Genomic DNA, 22,836 nt, shown 5'->3' with positions numbered 1-22,836 from the left:
AGACTCTTAAGGTAAAACATGACGGAAGGGTTTTACCACGACTTCGGTAAAAATGCCATTTGTGGTGTAAGGGTCTTCACTGGCCCAGCTTTGCGCCTCTGAAAGGCTGGCAAATTCCGCCACAATCAGGCTGCCACTAAACCCGGCCGGGCCTGGATCGACATGATCGATCGCAGGAAACGGGCCGGCTAAAATCAAACGACCTTCATTTTTTAGGATTTCCATCCGAGCCAAATGCGCTGGGCGTACTGCGAGGCGATCGGCCAGCGAGTCTGCTTTATCGGTGCCAATGATGGCATATAAAGGCATACAAATTCCTTATTTTTTATTCAGAATCGGTGGGTTTTTCATCTTGCTCGGGCACGATGTGTTTGGATAAATAAACACTTTGCGCCACAACGAAGACCAAAGTCAGTACCAAAGTACCAAACACTTTGAATTTCACCCACAGTGCTTCAGAGAAGGTGTGAAAAACATAGATATTAAGTGCGCCCATAATCAGAAAAAACAAGACCCAGGCGTACATGACATTGGTCCAGATCGGACGCGGCAGCTCCATCGAACCACCCATTAATTTTTCGATTAGGTTGTTTTGTTTAAGGTGCCAAGCGCCCAGCAAAACCACGCTAAATAGCCAGTACAGCACGGTCGGTTTCCACATGATGAATTGTTTGTTGTGGAAAATAATCGTGAGCCCACCCATCACCGTAATCAGGACCAAACTAATCCACAGCATTTTGTCGACATGACGATGGCGAATCCAGCAATAGGCCACTTGTGCAATAGTCGCGGCAATCGTTACACCCGTGGCAAAGAAAATGTCATCGGTGTAGCTATATGCGCCAAAAAACAAGAGGATAGGAAAGAGGTCGAAAAGAAATTTCATCTGCGGGCTCGCCAAGAATTAGTCGGGCGATTATGCAGTGGGGAGAGGCAAGAAACAAGAAATTAGGCGAAAAAAAACGCCGATCAAAAGATCGGCGCTCAATGACCACTGGAGATACACGAAGCATCAGCTTGCGAAACGAATAGTGCGCTTTTGTGGCGGCTACCGCTTTGATGTGGCGCAATAAATCGTAAGGTGCGAATAGATGATGGAGAGTCTTGCAGGGGTATTGAGCGCAAAGGCTTTTAAATGCTTATATGCGTGCGAATACATGCCGACGTATATTGGCTGTAAAACTGCAAATCGGATGAAAACAAAGGGAGAGGTGGCGAGCCCGACCCCCGGCACTAGCATCAAAAGCTGTGGCTGCTTCCTTCCGGACCTGACCAGGTTCACCTTCTAGCTATGCGGGGAGACCCGCCGTCGAAGCCTTTAATGTGAAAAATCACAGCAAAGAATCGTGGCGTTGCAATTTAGCGAGCGCCAAATCACAACAGGCCGCGACTATATCACAGACTGGCAACAGATTGCCACGCCTGCCGTAAAACTTCTTTGTCAGAGCGCCCTAGGTGCGTGTAGAGCCAGGTCCTTGCGGCTTCGACCGTACGCCGTCCGGCGGGCCAAGCGCCCAGAGTGTTAAAGACATCGCCTGTGGCATAGAGCCCTTGGCGGACTTCACCGGCAATGCATTGCGTGCAATTAATGATGATGGCGCCGCGCTGGGCTTGCTCATTGAGTGCCTGCGTTAAACCGTCATGGCTGGGTAAATTACCGCTGCCATAGCTCTCGATCACCATGCCGTCCCACGTTTGAGTTTGGATCATGCTGGCGATCGCATTCTCGCAACCTGGATAGAGCTTGAGCGCCAGAATGTTGAGGGCAGGATTAATTGCGCGCAGTGCAAATTGATCCGTCGGCATGGCGTTGGTGTGCGCGGCGTTGGGCGCCCCATAGGCCGTATCGTGATCGGCATCGAGTTTCTTGACGCAATGGGCGGGTAATACCAAACCGCCAAAGGCCACGTGCACGCCTGTGATATCCGACGCCGCAGTTTCAAGGGCAAGTTGCATATTGGCTGGCGCATCGCTGCCTGCATGAATCCAGGGGCGTTGCGCGCCCGTTAAAATCACCGGCTTGTGGATATTTTCGAGTTGCCAATGCAGCGCAGCGCCTGTCCACGCCATCGTGTCGGTGCCATGCAGCACGACAAACCCGTCGTAGTGCTTGACTCGCTCGGCAATGTCGCAGGCGATATGTCGCCAATGGGTCGGCGTCATGGCCGCCGAATCAAGCGCCTGTGCATATTCATGCAAGGTCACCTCTATCGAAGGTATATGGCTACAGGCCAAATCAGAAATTAACTTTGGCAAAATACCATGCTGGGGTATGAGGCCGTTGGGGCTGTCGACACAGCCAATGGTGCCGCCGGTATATAGGCAAAAAATACGTTTCATGGTCAGCAGTGTCTTGAGAGTGATAGAATTCTTTCTTTTTGCAGTACTAGGATGATACGGCATGGTCATCGCCGACAACCGTAAGGCGTTTCACGAATATTTTATTGAAGAACGGCTCGAAGCGGGCATTGTTCTGGAAGGCTGGGAAGTGAAATCGATCCGAGCCGGCCGCGTGCAGCTCAAAGAATCGTACGTGATTTATAAAAATGGCGACTTCTGGCTGTTCGGTTGCCATATTTCCCCGCTGATTAATGCGTCATCGCACGTCTTGCCCGATGTCGTACGCACGCGCAAATTGCTGCTCAAGCAACGCGAAATCGAAAAACTGGCGATCAAAGTTGATCGCGCGGGTTATACCATTGTGCCAGTGAATATGCATTTCACACGCGGCTATATCAAATTGGAAATCGGCGTTGCTAAAGGTAAAAAGCAACACGATAAACGCCAAACCGAGAAAGATCGCGAATGGCAGCGGGATAAAGCACGAATTGTGCGCGACCACACTAAACAATCGAGCTAAGTCTTGCACGCATAAAAAAACCGAGCCTAGTGCTCGGTTTTTTTATTCTGCTAGGAAAACATCAAGCTTTCTCGCCGATTTTGCCTTCCTTGCCGCTGAGCAAGCCGATGATATTTTGCTTGTGACGCACAATGAGCAGAGCACTAATCGCAATTACGGCGGCGATATAGACGGGTACGGGCAATAGCCACCAGCATAAAAACGGCGCAGCAATCGCAGCGGCAATGGCGGAGAGCGAAGAAATTTTTAAGCCTTTCGCCACGAACAGCCAAATTCCCAAAGTTGCCAAACCCAGCCAGCCATTGAGTGCCAGCAAAATCCCCGCCGCGGTGGCCACGCCTTTGCCACCTTTGAAGCTAAAAAAGATCGGCCACATATGGCCAATTGTGACGGCCAGTGCCACGGCCGCAATGGTTTGTTCAAACACTGGTGTAGCGCCTAAACCGAAAGTTGGTGCAAGTTGCTGGGCGATAAACACGGCGACCCAGCCTTTGAGCGCATCACCCAGTAGCGTGAGGGCGGCGGCTTTTTTATTGCCCGAGCGCAGTACATTGGTCGCGCCGGGGTTGTTTGAGCCATAGCTGCGTGGGTCGGCCAAGCCCATGACCCGACTTACTATCACGGCAAACGATAAAGAGCCGATCAGATAAGCGGCAATGATGAAAATTACTAAGGTGAGGTTCATCCCGAATTCCACTACAATCATGAGCTTTTGATTCTAAGCTAATCTGCTAATGCCCTCAAACGATTCAACCACGTGAGCGCAAGGGCAGAGGGGCGATCCGATATGGACATTATTTATTTGCAGCAAGTGCGCGCCGAAACAGTAATCGGCTGGTATGACTGGGAGCGCACCCAGTCGCAAGCGGTGGAGCTGGATCTGGAGATCGGCTTGCCATCGGCGCGGGCCTGTGTCAGCGATGATCTGGTCGATACGATTGATTACGATAAGGTGGTGACGCATTTGCGCGCGGTCATGGCTGAAAAGCACTTTTTATTGCTTGAAGCATTGGCTGAACACATTGCCCATATTTTGCTGCATGATTTTGGCGCGCCGTGGATTAAGGTTTCGGTGACTAAGCTTAACATCCTCAAAGATGTGGCGCGGGTTGGTGTCACCATCGAACGCGGTCATCGCACTAGCTAATTTCAATTTGATACCTGCATTGGTATGTGCCTGAAGGGTATGTTTCACTTGGTTTGGTGAAGCATACCCTTTATTGTATGTGCTCCAATATGATTTATTTATGGCCCATGATTGAACTTGTGCACGTATGCCCACACTAAGTAGGCATACAAAATGCGGTTTAATTTTTAAGGATAGAAATTAATATGGCTCGATTTAGTCAGACCTTGATGGTGGTTTTGATGAGTACGACCTTGTTTGCCAGCCACATTGCCGAGGCTAAACGCATCGGTGGTGGGCGCTCGACAGGGATGCAGCGTCAGGCGGCTCCGGCGCCACAACGTCAGGCTCAGCCTCAGCAGCCAGCGCCAATGCAACCAGTTCCAGCGCAGCAAAAACGCAGTGGCATGGGCATGATGGGCGGCGTGTTAGGTGGCTTAGCGGCTGGTGGTTTGCTCGGTTATATGCTGGGCAATAATGCTTCGGGCTCGGCGCAAGGCGATGGTGGTATTCCGTGGGGCACTTTACTCTTGCTCGGCGCATTAACGGCGGGTGGTGTCATGCTGCTGCGTCGTCGCAATACCAAACCTGTGGCCCAATCACATGCTTATGCCGGCGTACCAGCGATGAACCCAGCGCAAGCAGCGCCAGCGAGTCAACCACACGCGTTTCAATCTGCACCGCAAGGTCAGGATTTGAGCGGTGGTTTCCGGATTGGACAAGGCGCAGGTGGCACCTATTCAGCGCCTGCAACACCAATCACGCGTTTGCCAGATGGCACTGATGCAGCGGCATTTTTGCGCCAAGCACGAGCCAGCTTCTTGCATATGCAAGCCTTGAATTCGCCCGACCAGGTAGAAGAAATGCGCCGTTATATGACGCCAGAGCTGTTTGCCCAGCTCAAGGATGAAATCGGTGGCAATCAAGATTTGGCTGAATTCCCTGAGTTGAATCTGCAGGTGATCGAGGCTGTTGATGAAGGTGGTCGCATGGTGGCGAGTGTTGAATTTGCCGGTCGTGTGAGCGAAAGTTTGAATTCGCCTGCGGTGCCATTTAAAGAAATCTGGCACTTTGTACGCCCGATGCAAGGTGATCCACGCTGGTTGTTGGCGGGTATTCAGCAGATTTAAGGCTGAAATCTGTCAAAAAAACGAAAAGCCCGTTAGGTTATTGCGACTTAATGGGCTTTTTGTCTTACAATTTACCTTGATTTCATGTCTGAAGGTGTGCATGTGAAGGCGCTAAAAACAATAGCTTTGCTCTTGCCGCTGACTTTGATGCTCGGCGGTTGCGACCAAGTGCTGGAAATGGCGAATAAGCAAAAAGCCAACGGCAAAGCCATCGGTGCGGCTTGCCGGCACAGTGGCCGATCATTGGAAGATTGCTATCAGCGTAATTCGCGTATCGCCAAAGCTGATATTTTTGCGGGCTGGAAAGAAATGAACGAGTACATGCAAAGCAAAAAAATCGATGTTGTTCCGCCGCCGCCTGATTTAAAAACAGGTACTTTATCGCCTGCAGAAATGTCGGGCGAAGGTTTAAGTGATTTATCGGTTGCAGCTAGTTCAGCGGCATCTGCTACCAGCGCCGCACCGAAGAAGCACTAAATCAGGCTATTAGATAAGAGAAATCTATGCGATCAATTTTAGCCAGTATCGAACTCTTTTCTTCGCTCTCGACTGAAGAGTTGGCTCAGGTTGAGGCGATTGCCATTCGTCGTAATATTGCGAAAGGCGTATTGCTGTTTAATGAGGGCGAGCCGATCGAGCATCTGTATGTCTTGATTGAGGGAAGCTTGAAGTTATTTCATGGCAATGATTCTGGCCGCGAGTTTGTCTATGGCCTGGCGGAGCCTGGCGCTGCATTTGGCGACTTGGCCTTATTTGATCCCGATAAAAAAGAAGTGCGGCAAGTATCGGCCGAGGCGGATGAGGATTGCGTCGTGTTGGCGATTTCAAATGCCAATTTTGCGCAGTTGCTCGTCGCATATCCACAGATGAAAGACGCTATGTTGCGTCGAGCGGTGGAGGTGATTAAGCACCTGACCACCGTGGTGAGTGATTTAGCGTTGAAAGATGTGTACGGGCGTGTCCGCAATGTCTTTGAGAGTTTGGCGGTGAAAACAGATGAAGGTTGGTTGATTGATGATCAATTAACACAGCAAGATTTGGCCGATCGTGTCGGAGCATCGCGCGAAATGATCGCCAAAGTGATGAAAGAGCTGGTTTCTGGCGGGTATGTGCAAACAGGTCGCCGTAAAATTCTGATATTAAAAAAATTACCTGAGCGCTTTTAAGCTGCTTGTGAGCCCTAATTCATAAATTAAAGGTGTGCCTATGATAGAAGTTTTAAAGTCGATTCCATTGTTGCAAGGTTTTCCTGATGACCAGCTCGAATACATTCTGGCGACAGGTTTAAAACGCAATATGGCCAAGGGCACTTTTGTGTTCCGCGAAGGCGATCCGGCTGAGTCGATGTATGTCTTGATCGAAGGTCGTGCGCGCTGCTTTGCCAGCGATAATCAAGGCAAAGAATTTGTATTTATGGTGGTTGAGCCCGGTGATGCCGTGGGTGAAATTTCCCTGATCGACAATGAGCCACGTGGTTGGTCTTGCCAATGCGAAGAAGATTCGAGCTTTTTAATGTTCAGCAAGCAAGAATTCCGCGAAGCAATGGAACGTGAGCCGCATGTGAAAGACTTGGTCGTTCAAAACTTGGCTGCGATGGTGCGCCATTTATCGACCACGATGAAAAACCTGGCTTTGCTCGATGTCTATGGTCGAGTTCGCGCCTTGTTTGAGTCAATGCTGATTGTCGAAGATGGCGTGGAAATGGTCAGTCAGCCATTGACCCAGCAAGCGATCGCCGACCGTGTTGGTTCGTCGCGTGAAATGATTGCCCGTATTTTGAAAGAGCTGGTCTTTGGCGGTTATATTCGCTTGGAAAATAAAAAGATTATTATTATCCAAAAATTACCAGAGCGTTTCTAAGGTATTGATTGCAATAAAAAAGCGGCCATTGGCCGCTTTTTTATTGGCTGCTAATTGCTGAGGCCGCCGAACTCTGGCTCGCCTTGCGCGTCGAACTGGCAATGGCTGCACTCGTCGTGGCGCTCGCTACCGCTGAGCTTGCCGCGGGTGGGCTGACTTTGGGTTTAGGTAAATACAGCGGACCTTTAAAGCCACATGCACTGAGCAGGCCTGTGGCAGAGATCGCAACAAAGATAAATACAATCAGCGCACGCATAAAAGTAGTAACAGTGGCAAAATTGCATTTTAACATGGCAGGGTAGGGCAATGACGGAATCTGAATTTTTGAATCAGAGCGATGCGATTTTTGCGCAGATTGAAGCTGCGCTGGACGAGGTCGATTTTGATGTTGATCCGCTGTTGTCGGGTAATGTGCTGGAAATCGAGTTTGAAGACGGCAGCAAAGTCATTGTCAATCGTCATTCGGCCAATCAGGAATTGTGGATTGCGGCCAAGTCGGGCGGTTATCACTATCGCTTGCAGGGCGATCGTTGGGTGAATACTCGCGGTGATGGTGAGTTTTTTGCCGATCTTGCCGCCGCAATCAGTGCGCACGCGGGTGAACCATTTGGCTTTGCTGCCTAATCAATGACGACATTGAGCTGGCTAGCAGGGCTGTGGCTGTCGGCATTTAGCTCGGCGACGATTTTGCCGGGTAATTCGGAGGCGGTGTTTGCCGCCGCTTTGCATTTCCAGCCGCAACTATGGTTGGCTGCGTGGTTGGTGGTGTCGATCGGCAATATTATGGGCGGTGCTATGACGGCCTGGTTGGGTTGGCGTGTGCCTGCCCCGCCCAAGCAAAGTCGCTTAACTCCTTATTTACGGCATGCCGAACGCTTGGGGCCGATTAGCCTCTTATTGTCATGGGTGCCAGTGGTTGGGGATGCGCTCTGCGCGCTGGCGGGCTGGTTGCGCTGGCCTTGGCTGGCGGTATTGATTTATTTGAGTCTTGGTAAAATTGCCCGCTATGGGGTAATGGTTTGGCTGCTTTTGTAGTGTTGGTTTCTGCATAGATACGCATTAGGGGTATATCCATTGAGGATGAAAATAATTGCGGCCGCAATGGCTGCGGTGCTGATGGTGCAGCCGGTGATGGCGGAACGATTGCCCGAGCTGGGTGATGCTTCGCAAGAGGGACTGACGCCGCAGCAAGAGCGCGAAATCGGCGAAACGGCGATGCGCGAGATTCGTCGCAGTGGCGAAATGGTGGATGACCCCGAAATCATTGCCTATATCACTTGGCTGGGTGCTAAGCTCACCTATGCTGCCGAGGTGACCGAGCCTCAATTTACTTTTTTCCCTTTGCTGGACCCCAGCATTAATGCGTTTGCGATGCCGGGCGGTTACGTCGGTGTGCATACCGGTTTGATTGTGCAGGCTCAGCATGAATCCGAAGTGGCTGGAGTATTGGCGCACGAGATTGCCCATGTTACGCAACACCATATGGCGCGGATGGTGGAAGGGATGAAGTCGGCGCCTTGGGTCACGCTGGCTGCTATTGCGGCGGCGATTTTGGCGGGAAGCGCAGGGCGTGGTGATGCTGCCGCGGCGATTATTTCTGGGGGCATGGCGGTGCAGGTGCGGCGTCAGCTGGATTACACCTATTCCTTTGAGCAAGAGGCCGATCGGATTGGCATGCAAACCCTGCAACAATCGGGTTTTGATCCTTCCGCCATGGCGACTTTTTTTGAAAAGCTACAAAACTACAATCGAATTGTTGAAAATAACGCGCCCGAATTTCTGCGTACTCACCCCGTAACCAGTAAGCGTATTTCCGAAGCGCAAAGCCGTCTGGGGCAAATGCCGTACAAGCAAGTCCCTGATTCGGCAGATTTTCTGTTTGTGCGCGAAAAGTGTCGCACTTTGCAGATGAAAGGGCGTGAGTCGATTAATTATTATCAGAAAATGATTGCCGAAAAACGCTACGCCAACGAAGCGGCGCAGCGCTATGGCTTGGCTTTGGCGCATTATATGAATCGTGAGTACGAGTCTGCTTGGCAAGCGTTGCAAAAAGCAAAAGCCAGTTTCGAGGGTGGGAAAACATCACATCCGGCATTGGAGTATCTCGCGGGAAATATCCGCTTGGCGCAGGGTAAGAATACTGAGGCGGTCAATATTCTGACCGCAGCAAGTCGACGCTTTTCCGCGAGTCGGGCGCTGACCTATGGTTTGATCGATGCGCAAATCGCGGCGGGCGATTATAAGGCGGCGCAGGATGAAATCGACGATGCTTTGTCGATGTATGCGAGTGATCCGCAACTGTATCTGCGTTCAGCAAAGTTATATGCCAAACAAGGCAAAATCATGCTGCAGTACCAGATGCAGGGTGAGTATTATGCGCGTCTGAAAGAGTACACCATGGCGCTGGAGCAATTCCAACTTGCGCTGCGCCAGCCGGGTGAAGATTTTTATCTGCGATCCGGTATCGAAGTACGAGTGCGGGAGCTCACCCCGCTAGTGATGAGCGATCAGAAGAAATAAATCGGGCATGTTCAGATTGTGTGTTGATATGAACAGAACTTGGTTTGACTACGAAAAACGATATTCGTAGGGTGGGTTAGGCTAAGCCGTAACCCACCGTTACGCTGCTTTTCTTTATGTCGCGTCACGGTGGGTTACGCCCTAAGGGGCTAACCCACCCTACGATTCTTGTTATCAAGGCTTTATCTGAACATGCCCAATAAATCGGGGGTATGTCGTGCAAGACGAATTATTGACTTGTTTTCGGCGATATACCCTGCCTGATCTTAGCGGCTGATTTTAACTCGGGCGCGTAAGCCATTGAGATAAATAGCGGGATCGGGTGCGGTATTGTTGCGTTGCGCTTGCCAGATCATTTCGCCCAAGCACTCGAGCATATCGTGCAAAGCTTTGTGCGCATCACCGTGCTGGGTATGCAGTTGCGTATAAAGTTGACGCACGCCGGCGGGCTGATCGATGGAAAGTTGTTCCGCAATCGCTAAATGCAGGCTGATGTGCAGAAATGGATTACTGTCGCCGTGCTCAGGCGGCCAGTCGCGATCAATATAGTCTTCGCTTAAATACTGATGGTATTCAGGGTGCGCCATCAGCACATCAATCACGATTGCTTCCAGATCGGCCAGTTGCAAGCCTTGCTGATGTTTTTGCCAGCTGGTAATGAAAAAACGGCGCGCTTGATCGCGGCTAGGGCTAAACAGCATTTTCAATCAATCAAATAAAGCCAGAAGAACGCTATTGTCGACGACTCGATTGATTTTGGCGAGAGGGATGATTTGCCCATTGCCATAAAAGCCGGCAAATGGCACGTCAGGTAATGTTTTGCGCAGCACATTCCAATCGGGCTCGCTCAACCCATCGCCCGCCATGGCGCGACGATGGCTGGAAAATGCCAGTGCCCATTGCGGTTGCGCTTTGCCCGCAATGCTGTGAATGATTTGCTGCGCCAGTTCGTTGCTGGCGGAATGCGCGTCAAAATGCCCCCAGCGTAATTCGGCGCCGAGTGGCAGTTCGTGCGCCAACATCACCGAGCCACGATGAAGGTCGGTACCGATAACGGGCACCCACAGCGGATTGGGGTTGACTTCATTGCTCGAGCTGATTTGGGCGAGTAATGTTTCGCTGGGAAAGCGGGCCAATAATGGACCAAGTGTATTCAGGGCGGGGAGATGATCGAGTGTTTCTAGCGTTAAGCCGTGGCTGGCGGTGATGGTTAAAGCGGGGCTGAGGGTTTGTGTACCGTCCGAAACAATAATATTGCGGGCTTCCAGTGGGATCTGGATATAACTAAAGCGTTGTTGTGCGGCTTGCCAGAGGGCGAAATGGCCTTGTCCGGTGGCGTCGCCCGCAATGCCGCCAAATTTAATCGCGCCGTCGTTGAGCCAAAATTGATTGACGGCATTGGGCGCGGCCAGCGCCAAATGCGAATTGCGCTGTTGTGTCGGAAAGTTGATCGGCAGTACGAGCGCAGCGGCAGCTGGTGAGTCGAGTGACCAGTCTTGTTCGGTAAATACGCCGGCTGCACTGGCGCCAACAATATCCAAGCTACCGCTAATTTGCACAATCGCGCGCAAGCAATCATCGATCAAGGGCTGAAAATGCGTTGATAAGAATAAAAAAACTTTGCCCGCGTGCGTGATGCCGCCGCGTGCCATGGCGCTGCTGACGGCGGCAATGGCAACTTGGGTGCTGGCTTTGGGGCCGTAGGCGTATCCGCTGGCTGGTTTCATAATGAGGCTGGCGCGTTAGAATCAATCATTAATTAAAGCCAAGGAGGCTTTATGTCGACGCTCTACGATATTCCTTTGGTCTTGCTTAACGGACAATCTGCTTCAATGGCCGATTTTCGTGGGCAAGTCATTTTAGTGGTGAATGTGGCAAGCCGCTGTGGTTTTACCCCGCAATACGCTGGATTGCAATCTTTGTATCTGCAATATCAAGCACAAGGATTCGTTGTGTTGGGTTTTCCCTGCAATCAGTTTGGTAGCCAGGAGAGTGGCTCTGAGGATGAAATTGCCGAATTTTGCAGCTTGAACTATGGCGTGAGCTTTCCGATCTTTGCTAAGACTGACGTGAATGGCGAGGCGGCGCATCCTTTGTATCAATATTTGAAAAGCCAACAGAGTGGTTTTCTCGGAACGGAAAATATCAAATGGAACTTTACCAAGTTTTTGATAGATCGCGAGGGAAGGGTGGTGTCACGTCACAGCTCGATGACCAAGCCCGAAGAATTGGCTCAAGAGGTCGAAAGCCTCTTGTAATTCCTTATCTTTCTGCTGACTTGTGCAGGGTTTGGCATTGATGGGGAAGGGCTTTTAGGGTAAAATTCGGCCAATTTTGTATGCGTGAAACGGGGTGGGGCAACCTAATCCCGTTTTTCTACGCCTACCCCACGGATTTTGACTTATCGGGCGCAATGCCCTGGAGCCGCCTAGTGTCCACACCAGCCCCCACTCCAGCCCCAACTCAAGCACTGTTAGCGCTTGCCGACGGCACCCTGTTCCACGGTATTTCCATCGGCGCAGACGGTGAAACTCTCGGTGAAGTGGTATTTAACACTTCTATGACGGGTTACCAAGAAATTCTTACGGATCCTTCGTATACCAAGCAAATCGTCACATTGACCTACCCGCACATCGGTAACTACGGCGTGAATGCCGAAGATGCTGAAAGCCGCGGTGTTTTTGCTGAAGGTCTGATCATTCGTGATCTGCCTTTGCTGCATTCTAACTTCCGCTCAACGATGAGCTTGGGGGAGTATCTCAAGCAAAACGGTGTTGTGGCTATTGCGGATATCGATACCCGTAAACTGACTCGCATTTTGCGCGAAAAAGGCGCTCAGCCTGGTTGCATCGTGACGGGCGACAATATCGACGCAGCCGCAGCGATTGAGAAAGCCAAATCATTCGGTTCGATGGCTGGCCAAGATTTGGCCAAAGTTGTGTCTTGCGAGAAATCATTCGAGTGGACTACGGCCGAGTGGAAACTGGGCGTCGGTTACACCGTGCAAAGCAATCCAAAATTCCACGTTGTGGCGTACGACTTTGGCGTGAAACACAACATCCTGCGCATGCTCGCTGAGCGTGGCTGTAAATTGACCGTAGTGCCTGCGCAAACGCCAGCGGCTGATGTGTTGGCGCTCAATCCCGATGGCGTGTTCTTGTCGAACGGCCCTGGTGATCCTGAGCCATGTGATTACGCGATCAAGGCGATTCAGGAATTGCTGGCGACCAGTTTGCCAATTTTCGGCATCTGTTTGGGTCACCAATTATTGGGTCTGGCTGCTGGCGGTAAAACCAGCAAAATGAAATTTGGTCACCATGGTGCAAATCATCCAGTGCAAGATCTGGATACCAAGCACGTGATGATCACCAGCCAAAATCACGGCTTCCAAGTGGATGAAACCAGCTTGCCAGCCAATGTACGCGTGACTCATCGCTCATTGTTTGACGGCACAGTACAAGGGATTGCGCTGACGGATAAGCCAGCTTTCTCGTTCCAAGGTCACCCTGAAGCGAGCCCTGGTCCACATGATGTGGCCTATTTGTTCGACAAATTCATCGCCAGCATGTCTGAGCGCAAGTAAGAGGTTATCAGCATGCCGAAACGTACCGACTTAAAAAGCATTCTGATTATTGGTGCTGGCCCGATTGTGATTGGCCAGGCCTGCGAGTTTGACTACTCTGGCGCGCAAGCGTGTAAAGCGCTGCGTGAAGAGGGTTACAAAGTTATTCTGGTGAACAGCAATCCTGCCACCATCATGACTGACCCCAATATGGCTGACGTCACTTATGTCGAGCCCATTACTTGGCAAGTCGTCGAAAAAATTATCGCAAAAGAGCGTCCAGATGCCATCTTGCCAACCATGGGTGGCCAGACTGCACTCAATTGCGCGCTGGATCTGTGGCGCAATGGCGTGCTCGACAAATATAAAGTTGAGCTGATCGGCGCAACACCAGAAGCGATCGACAAAGCGGAAGATCGTCAGAAATTTAAAGCGGCGATGGATAAAATCGGCTTGGGTTCGGCGCGATCTGGCATTGCGCACAGCCTGGAAGAATCGCTGGCGGTGCAGTCTCAAGTGGGCTTCCCAACGATTATTCGTCCATCGTTCACGATGGGTGGCTCGGGCGGTGGTATTGCCTACAATATGCAGGAATTCATCGAAATCTGTACTCGCGGTTTGGACTTGTCGCCTACCAAAGAATTGCTGATTGAAGAGTCTCTGCTGGGCTGGAAAGAGTACGAAATGGAAGTCGTGCGTGACCGCAACGACAACTGTATTATCGTGTGCTCGATCGAAAATCTGGACCCAATGGGCGTGCATACCGGTGACTCGATCACCGTCGCACCCGCGCAAACGCTGACAGATAAAGAATATCAAATCATGCGTAACGCATCGATCGCCGTACTGCGCGAGATCGGTGTCGATACTGGTGGTTCAAACGTTCAATTCTCGGTCAATCCTAAAGACGGTCGTTTGATCGTGATCGAGATGAACCCACGTGTGTCACGTTCATCTGCTTTGGCTTCTAAAGCGACCGGTTTCCCGATTGCGAAAATCGCAGCCAAATTGGCGGTGGGTTACACGCTGGACGAGCTGAAAAACGAAATTACCGGCGGCAAAACGCCAGCATCTTTCGAGCCATCAATCGACTACGTGGTGACTAAGATCCCACGTTTTGCGTTTGAGAAATTCCCACAAGCGAATGATCGCCTGACGACACAAATGAAGTCGGTTGGCGAGGTGATGGCGATTGGCCGTACGCAACAAGAATCGTTGCAAAAAGCATTACGTGGCCTGGAAACAGGTATGTCAGGCTTTGACGAAATCTGCACCGATCGCACCAAGATCGAATCAGAAATTGCAACGCCAGGCCCAGAGCGCCTGTGGTATGTGGCTGATGCGTTCCGCGTTGGTCTGAGCCGCGATGAAATTCACAATATTTCTAAGATCGACCCATGGTTCTTGGTTCTGATCGAAGACATTTTGAAAGACGAAGCCTCGCTGCGTGGCCGTAGTGTTGATAGCTTGAGCAAAGAAGAATTCCGTAAGCTGAAACGCAAAGGCTTCTCGGATCGCCGTTTGGGCACTTTGCTCGGTTGCGATCAGAATGCAGTACGCAAAGCGCGTCATGCTTTGTCGATTCGTCCAGTGTATAAGCGTGTAGATACTTGTGCAGCTGAGTTTGCGAGCAATACCGCCTATATGTATTCGACTTACGAAGAAGAATGCGAAGCGGCGCCAACGGACAAGAAAAAGGTCATGATCTTGGGCGGTGGCCCGAACCGTATTGGTCAAGGTATTGAGTTTGACTATTGCTGCGTTCACGCGGCAATGGCACTGCGCGATGATGGTTACGAGACCATCATGGTGAACTGCAACCCAGAAACTGTTTCAACCGATTACGACACTTCAGATCGTCTGTATTTCGAGCCATTGACGCTGGAAGACGTGCTGGAAATCGTTGCGGTTGAAAAACCAATTGGCGTGATTGTGCAGTACGGTGGCCAAACGCCATTGAAATTGGCACGCGCTTTGGAAGCGAACGGTGTGCCTATCATCGGTACGACGCCAGACATGATCGACGCTGCAGAAGATCGCGAACGCTTCCAAAAATTATTGCAAGACTTGGCCTTGCGTCAGCCGCCTAATGCGACTGCGCGTAATGAACAAGATGCCTTGCATTTGGCGCGTGAATTGGGCTACCCATTGGTGGTGCGTCCGTCTTACGTACTGGGTGGCCGCGCAATGGAAATCGTTCATTCAGACAAAGACCTCGAGCGTTATATGCGCGAAGCGGTAAAAGTGTCGAATGACTCGCCCGTATTGCTTGATCGTTTCTTGAATGATGCGATTGAAGTTGATGTGGATGCGATTTCTGACGGTACCGATGTGATCATCGGCGGCATTATGGAGCACATTGAGCAGGCCGGCGTTCACTCAGGTGACTCAGCATGTTCATTGCCACCGTATTCTTTAAGCAAAGAGCTGCAAGACGAATTGCGTCGTCAAACTGTGTTGATGGCCAAAGGCTTGAACGTTGTTGGCTTGATGAACGTACAGTTTGCGATTCAAGGCAAAGGCGCGGATGCCAAAGTATTCGTGCTGGAAGTAAATCCACGTGCTTCACGTACCGTGCCGTATGTATCGAAGGCAACAAGTGTGCCGTTGGCGAAAGTCGCTGCACGTTGCATGGTTGGACAAACTTTGGTGCAACAAGGTGTGACGACTGAAGTGATTCCGCCGTACTACTCAGTCAAAGAAGCTGTATTCCCATTCGCGAAATTCCCTGGCGTGGATTCTATCCTCGGCCCAGAAATGAAGTCGACCGGTGAAGTGATGGGCGTGGGCGCCACCTTTGCTGAAGCCTTCGTGAAATCACAATTGGCTGCGGGTGTGGTCTTGCCTGCATCAGGTAATGTGTTTATTTCGGTGCGTGAAGGTGATAAAGCCCAAGCCATTGAGTGCGCACAAGTCTTGGCTTCGCTTGGTTTCAAAGTCATTGCGACCAAGGGTACTGCAGCGGCAATCGACGCGGCCGGTGTTGCTGTTACCGCGGTGAATAAAGTGACCGAAGGTCGTCCACACATCGTTGATATGATCGTCAATGGCGAGATCGGTATGATCTTCAACACCGTAGATGAGCGTCGTCAGGCGATTCAAGATAGCTACTCGATTCGTCATGAAGCACTTAAAGCAAAACTGCCAGTGTTTACAACGATCGCAGGTGCGAAAGCGGCGTGTATCGGTTTGCGCGATATGAAAGAGTTGAATGTTTACGACTTGCAGGGCTTGCATCGTCAACTGAATAACTGATATTTTATCGTTAGTTAAAAAGCCGCCACCTCTTTATTAGGGGTGGCGGCTATTGTTTTTAGCGGCGCAGCTGCGTGTATGCGGACGTCGCGCGGAGAAAAGTATGATTAAAGTACCTCTGACCGTGATTGGTGCAGAATTATTGAAGACTGAATTGGCGCACCTGAAAAGCGTAGAGCGTCCTGCAGTCATCGCGGCGATTGCCGAAGCACGTAGCCATGGCGATTTGTCGGAAAATGCCGAATACGATGCCGCCAAAGAAAAGCAAGGCTTTGTGGAAGGTCGTATCGCCGAGCTAGAAGGTAAATTGAGCAATAGCCAAATTATCGACCCCAAAGAAATGGCTGATACCGCAGAAGGTCGTATCGTATTTGCCGCGACGGTAGTGCTGCAAGACTTAGAAACCGAAGCAGAAGTGACTTATCAGATCGTGGGCGATGATGAAGCTGATATTAAGCAAGGTAAAATCTCGGTATCTAGCCCGATTGCCCGCGCTTTGATTGGTAAATATGAAGGCGATATCGCCGATGTGCAAGCGCCTGGTGGCGTGCGTGAATATGAAGTCTTGGAAGTAAAATACATCTAAGCGAGGAGTGGGGTATTGCTTTCTAGATTAATTAAAGTCTAGTTTGCACCCCGATACATCATATGGGTAATGGGATCAAAAATCTGCTGACCACATTGTGGATAGGTGGAATGTGGATTATCGGTGTGGTGGTGGCTCCGGCTTTATTCAGTAGCTTAGATAAAGCGGTAGCGGGTATGGTGGCGGGCAAATTATTTCACGCCATAGGCTGGATCGGTATTGTCGCAGGCGTATTTTTGACGATCTGGTGGATCTGGATGGAAGGCGCACGCGCATTCAAGGGTGGCAAGCTATGGCTGATCTTGGGGATGCTGTTGTGCACGCTGATTAATCAGTTCGCTATCTTTCCGCTGATTGCTGAAATTAAGCCGGCCGTGAGTAATGCGGCCGAAGGCATGTTCGGTGGCGGCTTGGCACAATGGCATACGATTTCAAGTCTGATTTATTTGCTGCAAAGTGTCCTAGGCTTGATCTACATTTGGCAGCATGATTGACTAGGATGCGATAGCCAATAAAAAGGGCGCTTAACGCGCCCTTTTTGATCTGCAGATGTTTATTTTTCTGCTTTTTTAGGTTTTGGTAATTTGATTTTGGGTTTGTCAGTGCTGCTTGAGCGGTAAATAAGAAGCAATTTACCCAGCATTTGTACCGGCGCAGCGCCCAGATCGGTGCAGATTTGTTGCATGTATTGCGCACGCGCTTCGCGGTCATCACCCAGAACACGCACTTTAATCAGTTCGTGTGCATCGAGGTTAAGCGCAATTTCACGCATCACAGAATCAGTAAGACCATTGTTCCCAATCATAACCACCGGATTAAGGTGATGCGCTAAACTGCGCAAATGACGGCATTGATCCGGGGTAAGTTCTAACATAATGATTGAATCCTTCAAATCCTTGACTAACAGGACAGTTTAACCGATGGCACGTTCCAATTCCAGTAACGCTTGGTTACAGGAGCATGTAAATGACCATTATGTGCATATGGCCAAGAAAGATGGCTACCGCGCACGCGCGGCGTATAAATTGCTCGAAATCGATGAAAAAGATAAATTATTAAAGCAAGGCTTCTGGGTGGCCGATTTGGGTGCCGCGCCAGGTAGCTGGTGCCAAGTTGCCAAAGACAAAGTCGGGCCTAGTGGCCGAGTGTTTGCGCTGGATATCTTGGAAATGGATCCAATTCGTGGCGTCGAGTTTATTCAGGGCGATTTTCGTGAGGAAGCCGTATTGAATCAATTTAACGCGCTACTCGGTGGCCGACAGGTAGACCTTGTAATCTGCGATATGGCCCCCAATATTACAGGTACGGCTGTCACCGATCAGGCGCGCAGCATGTATTTGTGCGAGTTGGCTTTGCAGTTTGCACAGGATCAGCTCAAGCCCGGTGGTAATTTTCTAGTGAAAGTGTTCCAAGGCAGTGGTTTTCCGGAATATATGTCAGCGATGCGTGAAACTTTTAGCAGCGTTGTGTCTCGAAAACCTAAAGCATCACGCGATCGTAGCTCGGAAGTCTATCTTTTGGGTAAGCAAAAAAAGGCTTAACCATCAGCATGAACCGAGTAAAATAGTTTTGTCATTCCCGCGTTCGGGAAACACAGGAGTAAAGCCGTGAACAATCTCGGCAAGAATGTCGCCATTTGGTTAGTTGTTGGCTTGGTGCTGATGACTATTTTTAACCAATTTTCCAAGCATCAAGATAGCTCGGCCCAAATTCCATACTCGCAATTTATGGTGGAAGTAGAGCAGGGGCGTATTGCAAGTGCCGAAATTGAAGGCAGCCCACTGCGTGGTCAATGGATTCGCGGTAAAAAAGCCGACGGCAGTAATTATGCAACTTTGGCGCCATTCGACTTCCGTATGGTTGATACGCTGATTAAGCACAACGTTAAATTTGCAGCTAAACCCGAAGAAGAGCCTAGCTTGTTGATGAGTATTTTCGTCAACTGGTTCCCTATGTTGCTCTTGATCGGTGTTTGGGTTTTCTTTATGCGCCAGATGCAAGGTGGCGGTAAAGGCGGCGCGTTTAGTTTTGGTAAATCAAAAGCAAAAATGCTTGATGAAAGCAATAACGCCGTGACCTTTGCTGACGTCGCTGGTTGCGATGAAGCCAAAGAAGAAGTTTCCGAAATCGTTGATTACTTGCGTGACCCAAGCAAATACCAAAGCCTGGGTGGTCGTATGCCACGCGGTATCTTGATGGTGGGTTCACCCGGTACTGGTAAAACCTTGCTGGCTAAGGCGATTGCGGGTGAAGCGAAAGTACCTTTCTTCTCAATTTCGGGTTCCGATTTCGTCGAAATGTTTGTCGGTGTTGGCGCTGCGCGTGTGCGTGATATGTTTGAAAACGCCAAGAAAAACGCACCGTGCATCATCTTTATTGACGAGATTGATGCAGTAGGTCGTCAGCGTGGCGCCGGTATGGGCGGTGGTAATGACGAGCGCGAGCAAACCTTGAACCAGATGCTGGTTGAAATGGACGGCTTTGAAGGTAACTCGGGCATTATCGTCATTGCTGCGACCAACCGTCCTGATGTGCTGGATCCAGCGCTGATGCGTCCAGGCCGCTTCGATCGCCAGGTTGTGGTGTCATTGCCTGATATTCGTGGTCGTGAGCAGATTCTTGGCGTGCATATGCGCAAAGTACCGATCGCCAATGATGTAGATGCTTCCGTATTGGCCCGTGGTACACCAGGTATGTCAGGTGCCGATTTGGCTAACTTGGTCAATGAGGCGGCATTGTTTGCGGCGCGTCGTAACAAGCGTCTTGTTGATATGGCTGATTTTGAATCAGCTAAAGACAAAATCTACATGGGCCCTGAGCGTCGTAGCATGGTCATGACCGAAGAAGAGCGTCGTGCAACGGCTTATCATGAGTCGGGCCACGCCGTTGTGGCAGAAATGCTGGAAGGAACTGACCCAGTTCACAAAGTAACCATCATGCCGCGTGGCCGTGCCTTGGGTCTGACTTGGCAGCTACCAGAGCGTGATCGTTTTTCACACTACAAAGATCAAATGCTTAATGAGCTGGCGATTTTGTTTGGTGGTCGTGTTGCGGAAGATTTGTTTATCAATCGCATTTCGACGGGCGCTTCAAATGACTTTGAGCGTGCTACGGCGATGGCTCGTGATATGGTGACGCGTTACGGTATGACCGAGAAAATGGGGCCGATGGTCTACGCCGAAAACGATGGTGAAGTATTCTTGGGTCGCTCTGTTACAACGCATAAGAATGTGTCTGAATCGACGATGCAGCAAGTGGACTCAGAAATTCGCCGTATTATCGATGAGCAGTACGCCTTGGCTGTGCAGATTCTCGAAGAGAATCGCGATAAAGTTGAAGTGATGACTCAAGCCTTGATGGATTGGGAAACGATTGATCGCGAGCAAGTACTTGATATTATGGCTGGTCGTCCTCCACGCCCACCAAAAGAATTGCCACCAGTTCGTAAAGTAGCTTCGAAAGAAAGCGACACGCCTACTGGTGGTGCAGAGGCACCAAGTACTCCGGCAGCAGAAGCTTAATATTGTTGATGTAGTCTGATAAAGGCGGCTTAGGCCGCCTTTATTGTTTTACGCTGGGTAGCATGAGATTGTGTATGACGAATTTTTTTCAGTGCGGACGCTTTCAACTTTCTCTCTCTCGCCCTCTGGTGATGGGGATTGTGAATGTGACGCCAGATTCATTTTCCGATGGTGGGCAATTCAATTGTTTACCGAATGCGCTAAAGCGTATTGAGCAATTGATCGAGCAGGGGGCTGACATTATCGATATTGGCGGTGAGTCAACGCGTCCAGGCGCGACGCCTGTTCCGATTGAGGAAGAATTGGCGCGTGTTATTCCTGTGATCCAAGCCGCCGCTTCGCTCAATGTTCCGCTCTCTATTGATACTTGCAAGCCTGCGGTGATGCGAGCTGCACTGGAAGCAGGAGTCGATATGGTCAATGATATTGCAGGTTTAGAGGCGCCGGGCGCATTAGCGGCGTTACAACAAAGTAATGTAGGGATTTGCCTGATGCATAAGCAGGGTGATCCACAGACCATGCAAAGCCAGCCTGTTTACAATGATGTCGTGGCGGAGGTGACTCAGTATCTACAGCAGCGCTGTGCCGCAGTGCAAGCCGCTGGGATTGCCAGTGAGCGAGTTTTAATAGATTTGGGGTTTGGCTTTGGCAAAAATCTAGCCCATAACTGTGACTTATTTCGTGCCCAGCAGAGCATTGTTGAGCAAGTCGGGTACCCGATGCTGGTGGGGGTATCGCGTAAACGAATGTTAGGTGAAATCACTGGGCGCGAAGTCCAAGACCGTATGGTGCCAAGTGTCGTTGCTGCACTCTTGGCAGTACAATCTGGGGCGCAAATTGTGCGTGTGCATGACGTAAGGGAAACAGTGGATGCGTTAAAGCTTTGGCGTGAGTTAAAATAAGCCGCAATTTGATAAGGGTATTGAAGCAATGGCACGTAAATATTTTGGTACTGACGGTGTCCGTGGTTTGGTGGGTGAGTATCCAATCACACCAGATTTCGCAATGAAACTCGGCTACGCTGCAGGTCGCGTATTGGTAGCTGAAGCGATTAAGAAAGGTATGCAAGAGCATCCGGGTGTTTTGATTGGTAAAGATACCCGTATTTCAGGTTATATGCTTGAAGCCGCCTTGCAGGCGGGCTTCAACGCCGCGGGTGTTGATTGCCACTTGACTGGCCCTCTGCCCACACCTGGCATCGCCTATTTAACACGCGCGCTGCGCCTGTCGGCCGGCGTCGTAATTTCGGCCTCTCATAATCCTTATCACGATAATGGAATCAAATTTTTTGGCTCCGGCGGTAAAAAATTGCCAGACGATGTGGAGTTGGCGATTGAAGCGGCGATTGATGAGGTGCAACCCTGTGTCGCATCGAAGCAAATCGGGCGTTCTTGGCGTATCAACGATGCGGCGGGTCGTTATATCGAGTTTTGCAAGTCGACCTTTCCAAATGATTTGGATTTGCGCGGTTTAAAGCTCGTCATTGATTGCGCACATGGTGCTACTTACCATATTGCCCCACATGTATTTCACGAACTCGGCGCCGAAGTGGTGACGGTGGGTGTTAACCCAAATGGTTACAATATCAACGAAGAAGTTGGTGCCACTCACCCTGAAACTTTGCGTTTGAAAGTGTTATCCGAAGGTGCGCATTTTGGCATCGCTTTGGATGGTGATGGTGATCGTCTGATTATGGTTGATCGCGATGGGACTATCGTCGATGGCGATCAGCTCTTGTACGTGTTGGCAGTACACCGTCAGCAAAAAGGGACGTTAGGCGCAGGCGTGGTTGGTACATTGATGACCAACTTAGGTGTTGAGAATGCGCTAAAAGAGCGCGGCATTGGTTTCGTGCGCGCTAAAGTGGGCGATCGTTATGTCCTTGAACAATTGCAAGTGAATGGCTGGATCGTGGGTGGTGAAGGTTCTGGCCATCTTTTGTGTCTTGATAAACATACGACAGGTGATGGCATCGTATCGGCCTTGCAGGTAATGCAGGCGTTAAAAGAAAGTGGACAAACCCTAGCTGGCTTTTGCAAAGACCTGCAGCTTTCTAAGCAAGTCTTGAAAAATGTTCGCATTGCGAAGGGTTTTGATTGTTCTGGTTCACAAGCAATACAAGCAAAAGTTGCTGAAGCTGAGTCGGCGATGGGAACGGATGGGCGAGTATTGCTACGCCCTTCAGGCACTGAGCCCGTGGTTCGTGTCATGGTTGAGCATGTCAACCCCGTATTGGCGCGTGAATGGGCCGATCAGATTGCCGCTGTGGTGAGTGCTGAGGCTGCACTGCATGAAGCTTGATTGTTGGTGGGTATTGCCTTGAAGTTAAGGTGATGTATTAATTTTGAGAAAATACCCCTTAGGAGTAATAAAAAAGGACTGCATTTAAATGCAGTCCTTTTTGTTTGGTGCTTGG

General features: G+C 50.3%; 26 protein-coding genes and 1 other RNA gene. 18 read left to right on the top strand and 9 right to left on the bottom strand.

The features are described 5' to 3' along the window. Nucleotides 1-6 precede the first annotated feature (6 nt). The 4 genes from HQ393_RS09080 to HQ393_RS09065 all read right to left on the bottom strand — a co-directional run bounded on the left by HQ393_RS09080 (nucleotide 7) and on the right by HQ393_RS09065 (nucleotide 2,340). Complete coding sequence (locus HQ393_RS09080; protein WP_179354902.1) at nucleotides 7-309, bottom strand: YciI family protein; 303 nt, start codon at nucleotides 307-309, stop codon at nucleotides 7-9. A 16-nt stretch (nucleotides 310-325) separates the two neighbouring features. Continuing rightward, the gene (locus HQ393_RS09075; RefSeq protein WP_179354901.1) at nucleotides 326-886 is read right to left on the bottom strand and encodes a septation protein A; all 561 of its coding nucleotides are present in this window, start codon (nucleotides 884-886) and stop codon (nucleotides 326-328) included. 324 nt (nucleotides 887-1,210) lie between these two features. Then, an RNA gene (ffs, locus tag HQ393_RS09070) (signal recognition particle sRNA small type) lies at nucleotides 1,211-1,308 on the bottom strand. Between the two features lie 87 nt (nucleotides 1,309-1,395). Next, complete coding sequence (locus tag HQ393_RS09065) at nucleotides 1,396-2,340, bottom strand: asparaginase (protein WP_179354900.1); 945 nt, start codon at nucleotides 2,338-2,340, stop codon at nucleotides 1,396-1,398. 61 nt (nucleotides 2,341-2,401) lie between these two features. On the opposite strand from HQ393_RS09065, the gene smpB reads away from it, so the two are divergent. After that, a complete protein-coding gene (gene smpB, locus HQ393_RS09060; RefSeq protein ID WP_179354899.1) occupies nucleotides 2,402-2,860 on the top strand; it encodes an SsrA-binding protein SmpB in 459 nt (152 codons plus the stop codon). Between the two features lie 61 nt (nucleotides 2,861-2,921). Here smpB and plsY read toward each other — a convergent pair whose 3' ends face one another. Then, the gene (plsY, locus tag HQ393_RS09055; protein WP_179354898.1) at nucleotides 2,922-3,545 is read right to left on the bottom strand and encodes a glycerol-3-phosphate 1-O-acyltransferase PlsY; all 624 of its coding nucleotides are present in this window, start codon (nucleotides 3,543-3,545) and stop codon (nucleotides 2,922-2,924) included. Nucleotides 3,546-3,647: 102 nt separating this feature from the next. Between plsY and HQ393_RS09050 the strand changes: the two genes are divergently transcribed. The 5 genes from HQ393_RS09050 to HQ393_RS09030 all read left to right on the top strand — a co-directional run bounded on the left by HQ393_RS09050 (nucleotide 3,648) and on the right by HQ393_RS09030 (nucleotide 6,976). Next, entirely contained in the window at nucleotides 3,648-4,007 is a 360-nt protein-coding gene (locus HQ393_RS09050) for a dihydroneopterin aldolase (protein ID WP_179354897.1), read from the top strand. Between the two features lie 185 nt (nucleotides 4,008-4,192). Further along, nucleotides 4,193-5,116, top strand: a complete 924-nt coding sequence (locus HQ393_RS09045; RefSeq protein WP_179354896.1) for a Tim44 domain-containing protein — start codon at nucleotides 4,193-4,195, stop codon at nucleotides 5,114-5,116. 84 nt (nucleotides 5,117-5,200) lie between these two features. Continuing rightward, nucleotides 5,201-5,593 carry a hypothetical protein gene (locus HQ393_RS09040; protein ID WP_179354895.1) on the top strand — a complete coding sequence of 131 codons (393 nt, stop codon included), beginning with the start codon at nucleotides 5,201-5,203 and terminating at the stop codon, nucleotides 5,591-5,593. 26 nt (nucleotides 5,594-5,619) lie between these two features. Then, on the top strand, nucleotides 5,620-6,282 hold the full coding sequence (locus tag HQ393_RS09035) for a Crp/Fnr family transcriptional regulator (protein ID WP_179354894.1): 663 nt from the start codon (nucleotides 5,620-5,622) through the stop codon (nucleotides 6,280-6,282). Nucleotides 6,283-6,322: 40 nt separating this feature from the next. Then, nucleotides 6,323-6,976 carry a Crp/Fnr family transcriptional regulator gene (locus tag HQ393_RS09030; RefSeq protein ID WP_179354893.1) on the top strand — a complete coding sequence of 218 codons (654 nt, stop codon included), beginning with the start codon at nucleotides 6,323-6,325 and terminating at the stop codon, nucleotides 6,974-6,976. Between the two features lie 40 nt (nucleotides 6,977-7,016). On the opposite strand, the gene lptM is transcribed toward HQ393_RS09030, so the two are convergent. Then, nucleotides 7,017-7,232, bottom strand: a complete 216-nt coding sequence (gene lptM / locus HQ393_RS09025) for an LPS translocon maturation chaperone LptM (protein WP_179354892.1) — start codon at nucleotides 7,230-7,232, stop codon at nucleotides 7,017-7,019. Nucleotides 7,233-7,282: 50 nt separating this feature from the next. Between lptM and cyaY the strand changes: the two genes are divergently transcribed. From cyaY to HQ393_RS09010, 3 genes are read left to right on the top strand one after another with little or no spacing between them, the layout of a single operon-like run. Then, nucleotides 7,283-7,600 (top strand): iron donor protein CyaY, encoded by a 318-nt coding sequence (cyaY, locus tag HQ393_RS09020; RefSeq protein WP_179354891.1) that lies wholly within the window; start codon nucleotides 7,283-7,285, stop codon nucleotides 7,598-7,600. A 3-nt stretch (nucleotides 7,601-7,603) separates the two neighbouring features. Continuing rightward, complete coding sequence (locus HQ393_RS09015; protein ID WP_179354890.1) at nucleotides 7,604-8,011, top strand: YqaA family protein; 408 nt, start codon at nucleotides 7,604-7,606, stop codon at nucleotides 8,009-8,011. A 45-nt stretch (nucleotides 8,012-8,056) separates the two neighbouring features. After that, nucleotides 8,057-9,496, top strand: a complete 1,440-nt coding sequence (locus HQ393_RS09010; protein WP_179354889.1) for a M48 family metalloprotease — start codon at nucleotides 8,057-8,059, stop codon at nucleotides 9,494-9,496. 266 nt (nucleotides 9,497-9,762) lie between these two features. Here HQ393_RS09010 and HQ393_RS09005 read toward each other — a convergent pair whose 3' ends face one another. Next, complete coding sequence (locus HQ393_RS09005; protein ID WP_179354888.1) at nucleotides 9,763-10,197, bottom strand: DUF1841 family protein; 435 nt, start codon at nucleotides 10,195-10,197, stop codon at nucleotides 9,763-9,765. A 6-nt stretch (nucleotides 10,198-10,203) separates the two neighbouring features. Next, nucleotides 10,204-11,223, bottom strand: a complete 1,020-nt coding sequence (locus HQ393_RS09000; RefSeq protein WP_179354887.1) for an FIST C-terminal domain-containing protein — start codon at nucleotides 11,221-11,223, stop codon at nucleotides 10,204-10,206. A 51-nt stretch (nucleotides 11,224-11,274) separates the two neighbouring features. Between HQ393_RS09000 and HQ393_RS08995 the strand changes: the two genes are divergently transcribed. The 5 genes from HQ393_RS08995 (at nucleotide 11,275) to HQ393_RS08975 (ending at nucleotide 17,393) form a co-directional block, all read left to right on the top strand. Further along, entirely contained in the window at nucleotides 11,275-11,754 is a 480-nt protein-coding gene (locus tag HQ393_RS08995; RefSeq protein WP_179354886.1) for a glutathione peroxidase, read from the top strand. Between the two features lie 173 nt (nucleotides 11,755-11,927). Beyond that, nucleotides 11,928-13,079 (top strand): glutamine-hydrolyzing carbamoyl-phosphate synthase small subunit, encoded by a 1,152-nt coding sequence (carA, locus tag HQ393_RS08990; protein ID WP_246307868.1) that lies wholly within the window; start codon nucleotides 11,928-11,930, stop codon nucleotides 13,077-13,079. A gap of 12 nt (nucleotides 13,080-13,091) precedes the next feature. Then, nucleotides 13,092-16,313, top strand: coding sequence for a carbamoyl-phosphate synthase large subunit (carB, locus tag HQ393_RS08985; protein WP_179354884.1), 3,222 nt, complete (start codon nucleotides 13,092-13,094; stop codon nucleotides 16,311-16,313). A 103-nt stretch (nucleotides 16,314-16,416) separates the two neighbouring features. Then, nucleotides 16,417-16,899, top strand: coding sequence for a transcription elongation factor GreA (gene greA / locus HQ393_RS08980; RefSeq protein ID WP_179354883.1), 483 nt, complete (start codon nucleotides 16,417-16,419; stop codon nucleotides 16,897-16,899). Nucleotides 16,900-16,961: 62 nt separating this feature from the next. Then, entirely contained in the window at nucleotides 16,962-17,393 is a 432-nt protein-coding gene (locus HQ393_RS08975; protein ID WP_179354882.1) for a DUF4149 domain-containing protein, read from the top strand. 59 nt (nucleotides 17,394-17,452) lie between these two features. On the opposite strand, the gene yhbY is transcribed toward HQ393_RS08975, so the two are convergent. Then, nucleotides 17,453-17,773, bottom strand: coding sequence for a ribosome assembly RNA-binding protein YhbY (gene yhbY / locus HQ393_RS08970; protein ID WP_179358454.1), 321 nt, complete (start codon nucleotides 17,771-17,773; stop codon nucleotides 17,453-17,455). Between the two features lie 46 nt (nucleotides 17,774-17,819). On the opposite strand from yhbY, the gene rlmE reads away from it, so the two are divergent. The 4 genes from rlmE (at nucleotide 17,820) to glmM (ending at nucleotide 22,721) form a co-directional block, all read left to right on the top strand. Further along, on the top strand, nucleotides 17,820-18,440 hold the full coding sequence (rlmE, locus tag HQ393_RS08965) for a 23S rRNA (uridine(2552)-2'-O)-methyltransferase RlmE (protein WP_179354881.1): 621 nt from the start codon (nucleotides 17,820-17,822) through the stop codon (nucleotides 18,438-18,440). A 66-nt stretch (nucleotides 18,441-18,506) separates the two neighbouring features. Next, nucleotides 18,507-20,420: an ATP-dependent zinc metalloprotease FtsH gene (gene ftsH, locus HQ393_RS08960; protein ID WP_179354880.1), complete on the top strand. Its 1,914-nt coding sequence runs from the start codon at nucleotides 18,507-18,509 to the stop codon at nucleotides 20,418-20,420. Nucleotides 20,421-20,494: 74 nt separating this feature from the next. After that, nucleotides 20,495-21,322 (top strand): dihydropteroate synthase, encoded by an 828-nt coding sequence (folP, locus tag HQ393_RS08955; RefSeq protein WP_179354879.1) that lies wholly within the window; start codon nucleotides 20,495-20,497, stop codon nucleotides 21,320-21,322. A gap of 28 nt (nucleotides 21,323-21,350) precedes the next feature. Further along, on the top strand, nucleotides 21,351-22,721 hold the full coding sequence (gene glmM / locus HQ393_RS08950) for a phosphoglucosamine mutase (protein WP_179354878.1): 1,371 nt from the start codon (nucleotides 21,351-21,353) through the stop codon (nucleotides 22,719-22,721). The last annotated feature ends 115 nt before the right edge of the window (nucleotides 22,722-22,836 follow it).

The sequence above is a fragment of the Chitinibacter bivalviorum genome (genome assembly GCF_013403565.1).
Lineage (GTDB): Bacteria > Pseudomonadota > Gammaproteobacteria > Burkholderiales > Chitinibacteraceae > Chitinibacter > Chitinibacter bivalviorum.
The sequence above is the reverse complement of the archived record's forward strand: the minus strand, read 5'-3'. Positions and strand labels throughout refer to the sequence as shown.

Excerpts from the sequence above, each read along its gene's own strand:
- smpB (WP_179354899.1), top strand. The coding sequence starts at position 2,402 with ATGGTCATCGCCGACAACCGTAAGGCGTTTCACGAATATTTTATTGAA.
- HQ393_RS09000 (WP_179354887.1), bottom strand. The coding sequence starts at position 11,223 with ATGAAACCAGCCAGCGGATACGCCTACGGCCCCAAAGCCAGCACCCAA.
- HQ393_RS08995 (WP_179354886.1), top strand. The coding sequence starts at position 11,275 with ATGTCGACGCTCTACGATATTCCTTTGGTCTTGCTTAACGGACAATCT.
- rlmE (WP_179354881.1), top strand. The coding sequence starts at position 17,820 with ATGGCACGTTCCAATTCCAGTAACGCTTGGTTACAGGAGCATGTAAAT.
- folP (WP_179354879.1), top strand. The coding sequence starts at position 20,495 with ATGACGAATTTTTTTCAGTGCGGACGCTTTCAACTTTCTCTCTCTCGC.
- HQ393_RS08975 (WP_179354882.1), top strand. The coding sequence starts at position 16,962 with ATGGGTAATGGGATCAAAAATCTGCTGACCACATTGTGGATAGGTGGA.
- carB (WP_179354884.1), top strand. The coding sequence starts at position 13,092 with ATGCCGAAACGTACCGACTTAAAAAGCATTCTGATTATTGGTGCTGGC.
- yhbY (WP_179358454.1), bottom strand. The coding sequence starts at position 17,773 with ATGTTAGAACTTACCCCGGATCAATGCCGTCATTTGCGCAGTTTAGCG.
- HQ393_RS09015 (WP_179354890.1), top strand. The coding sequence starts at position 7,604 with ATGACGACATTGAGCTGGCTAGCAGGGCTGTGGCTGTCGGCATTTAGC.
- HQ393_RS09030 (WP_179354893.1), top strand. The coding sequence starts at position 6,323 with ATGATAGAAGTTTTAAAGTCGATTCCATTGTTGCAAGGTTTTCCTGAT.
- plsY (WP_179354898.1), bottom strand. The coding sequence starts at position 3,545 with ATGAACCTCACCTTAGTAATTTTCATCATTGCCGCTTATCTGATCGGC.
- HQ393_RS09065 (WP_179354900.1), bottom strand. The coding sequence starts at position 2,340 with ATGAAACGTATTTTTTGCCTATATACCGGCGGCACCATTGGCTGTGTC.
- HQ393_RS09035 (WP_179354894.1), top strand. The coding sequence starts at position 5,620 with ATGCGATCAATTTTAGCCAGTATCGAACTCTTTTCTTCGCTCTCGACT.
- glmM (WP_179354878.1), top strand. The coding sequence starts at position 21,351 with ATGGCACGTAAATATTTTGGTACTGACGGTGTCCGTGGTTTGGTGGGT.
- lptM (WP_179354892.1), bottom strand. The coding sequence starts at position 7,232 with ATGCGTGCGCTGATTGTATTTATCTTTGTTGCGATCTCTGCCACAGGC.
- greA (WP_179354883.1), top strand. The coding sequence starts at position 16,417 with ATGATTAAAGTACCTCTGACCGTGATTGGTGCAGAATTATTGAAGACT.
- cyaY (WP_179354891.1), top strand. The coding sequence starts at position 7,283 with ATGACGGAATCTGAATTTTTGAATCAGAGCGATGCGATTTTTGCGCAG.
- HQ393_RS09045 (WP_179354896.1), top strand. The coding sequence starts at position 4,193 with ATGGCTCGATTTAGTCAGACCTTGATGGTGGTTTTGATGAGTACGACC.
- HQ393_RS09040 (WP_179354895.1), top strand. The coding sequence starts at position 5,201 with ATGTCTGAAGGTGTGCATGTGAAGGCGCTAAAAACAATAGCTTTGCTC.
- HQ393_RS09075 (WP_179354901.1), bottom strand. The coding sequence starts at position 886 with ATGAAATTTCTTTTCGACCTCTTTCCTATCCTCTTGTTTTTTGGCGCA.
- HQ393_RS09010 (WP_179354889.1), top strand. The coding sequence starts at position 8,057 with ATGAAAATAATTGCGGCCGCAATGGCTGCGGTGCTGATGGTGCAGCCG.
- HQ393_RS09050 (WP_179354897.1), top strand. The coding sequence starts at position 3,648 with ATGGACATTATTTATTTGCAGCAAGTGCGCGCCGAAACAGTAATCGGC.
- HQ393_RS09080 (WP_179354902.1), bottom strand. The coding sequence starts at position 309 with ATGCCTTTATATGCCATCATTGGCACCGATAAAGCAGACTCGCTGGCC.
- HQ393_RS09005 (WP_179354888.1), bottom strand. The coding sequence starts at position 10,197 with ATGCTGTTTAGCCCTAGCCGCGATCAAGCGCGCCGTTTTTTCATTACC.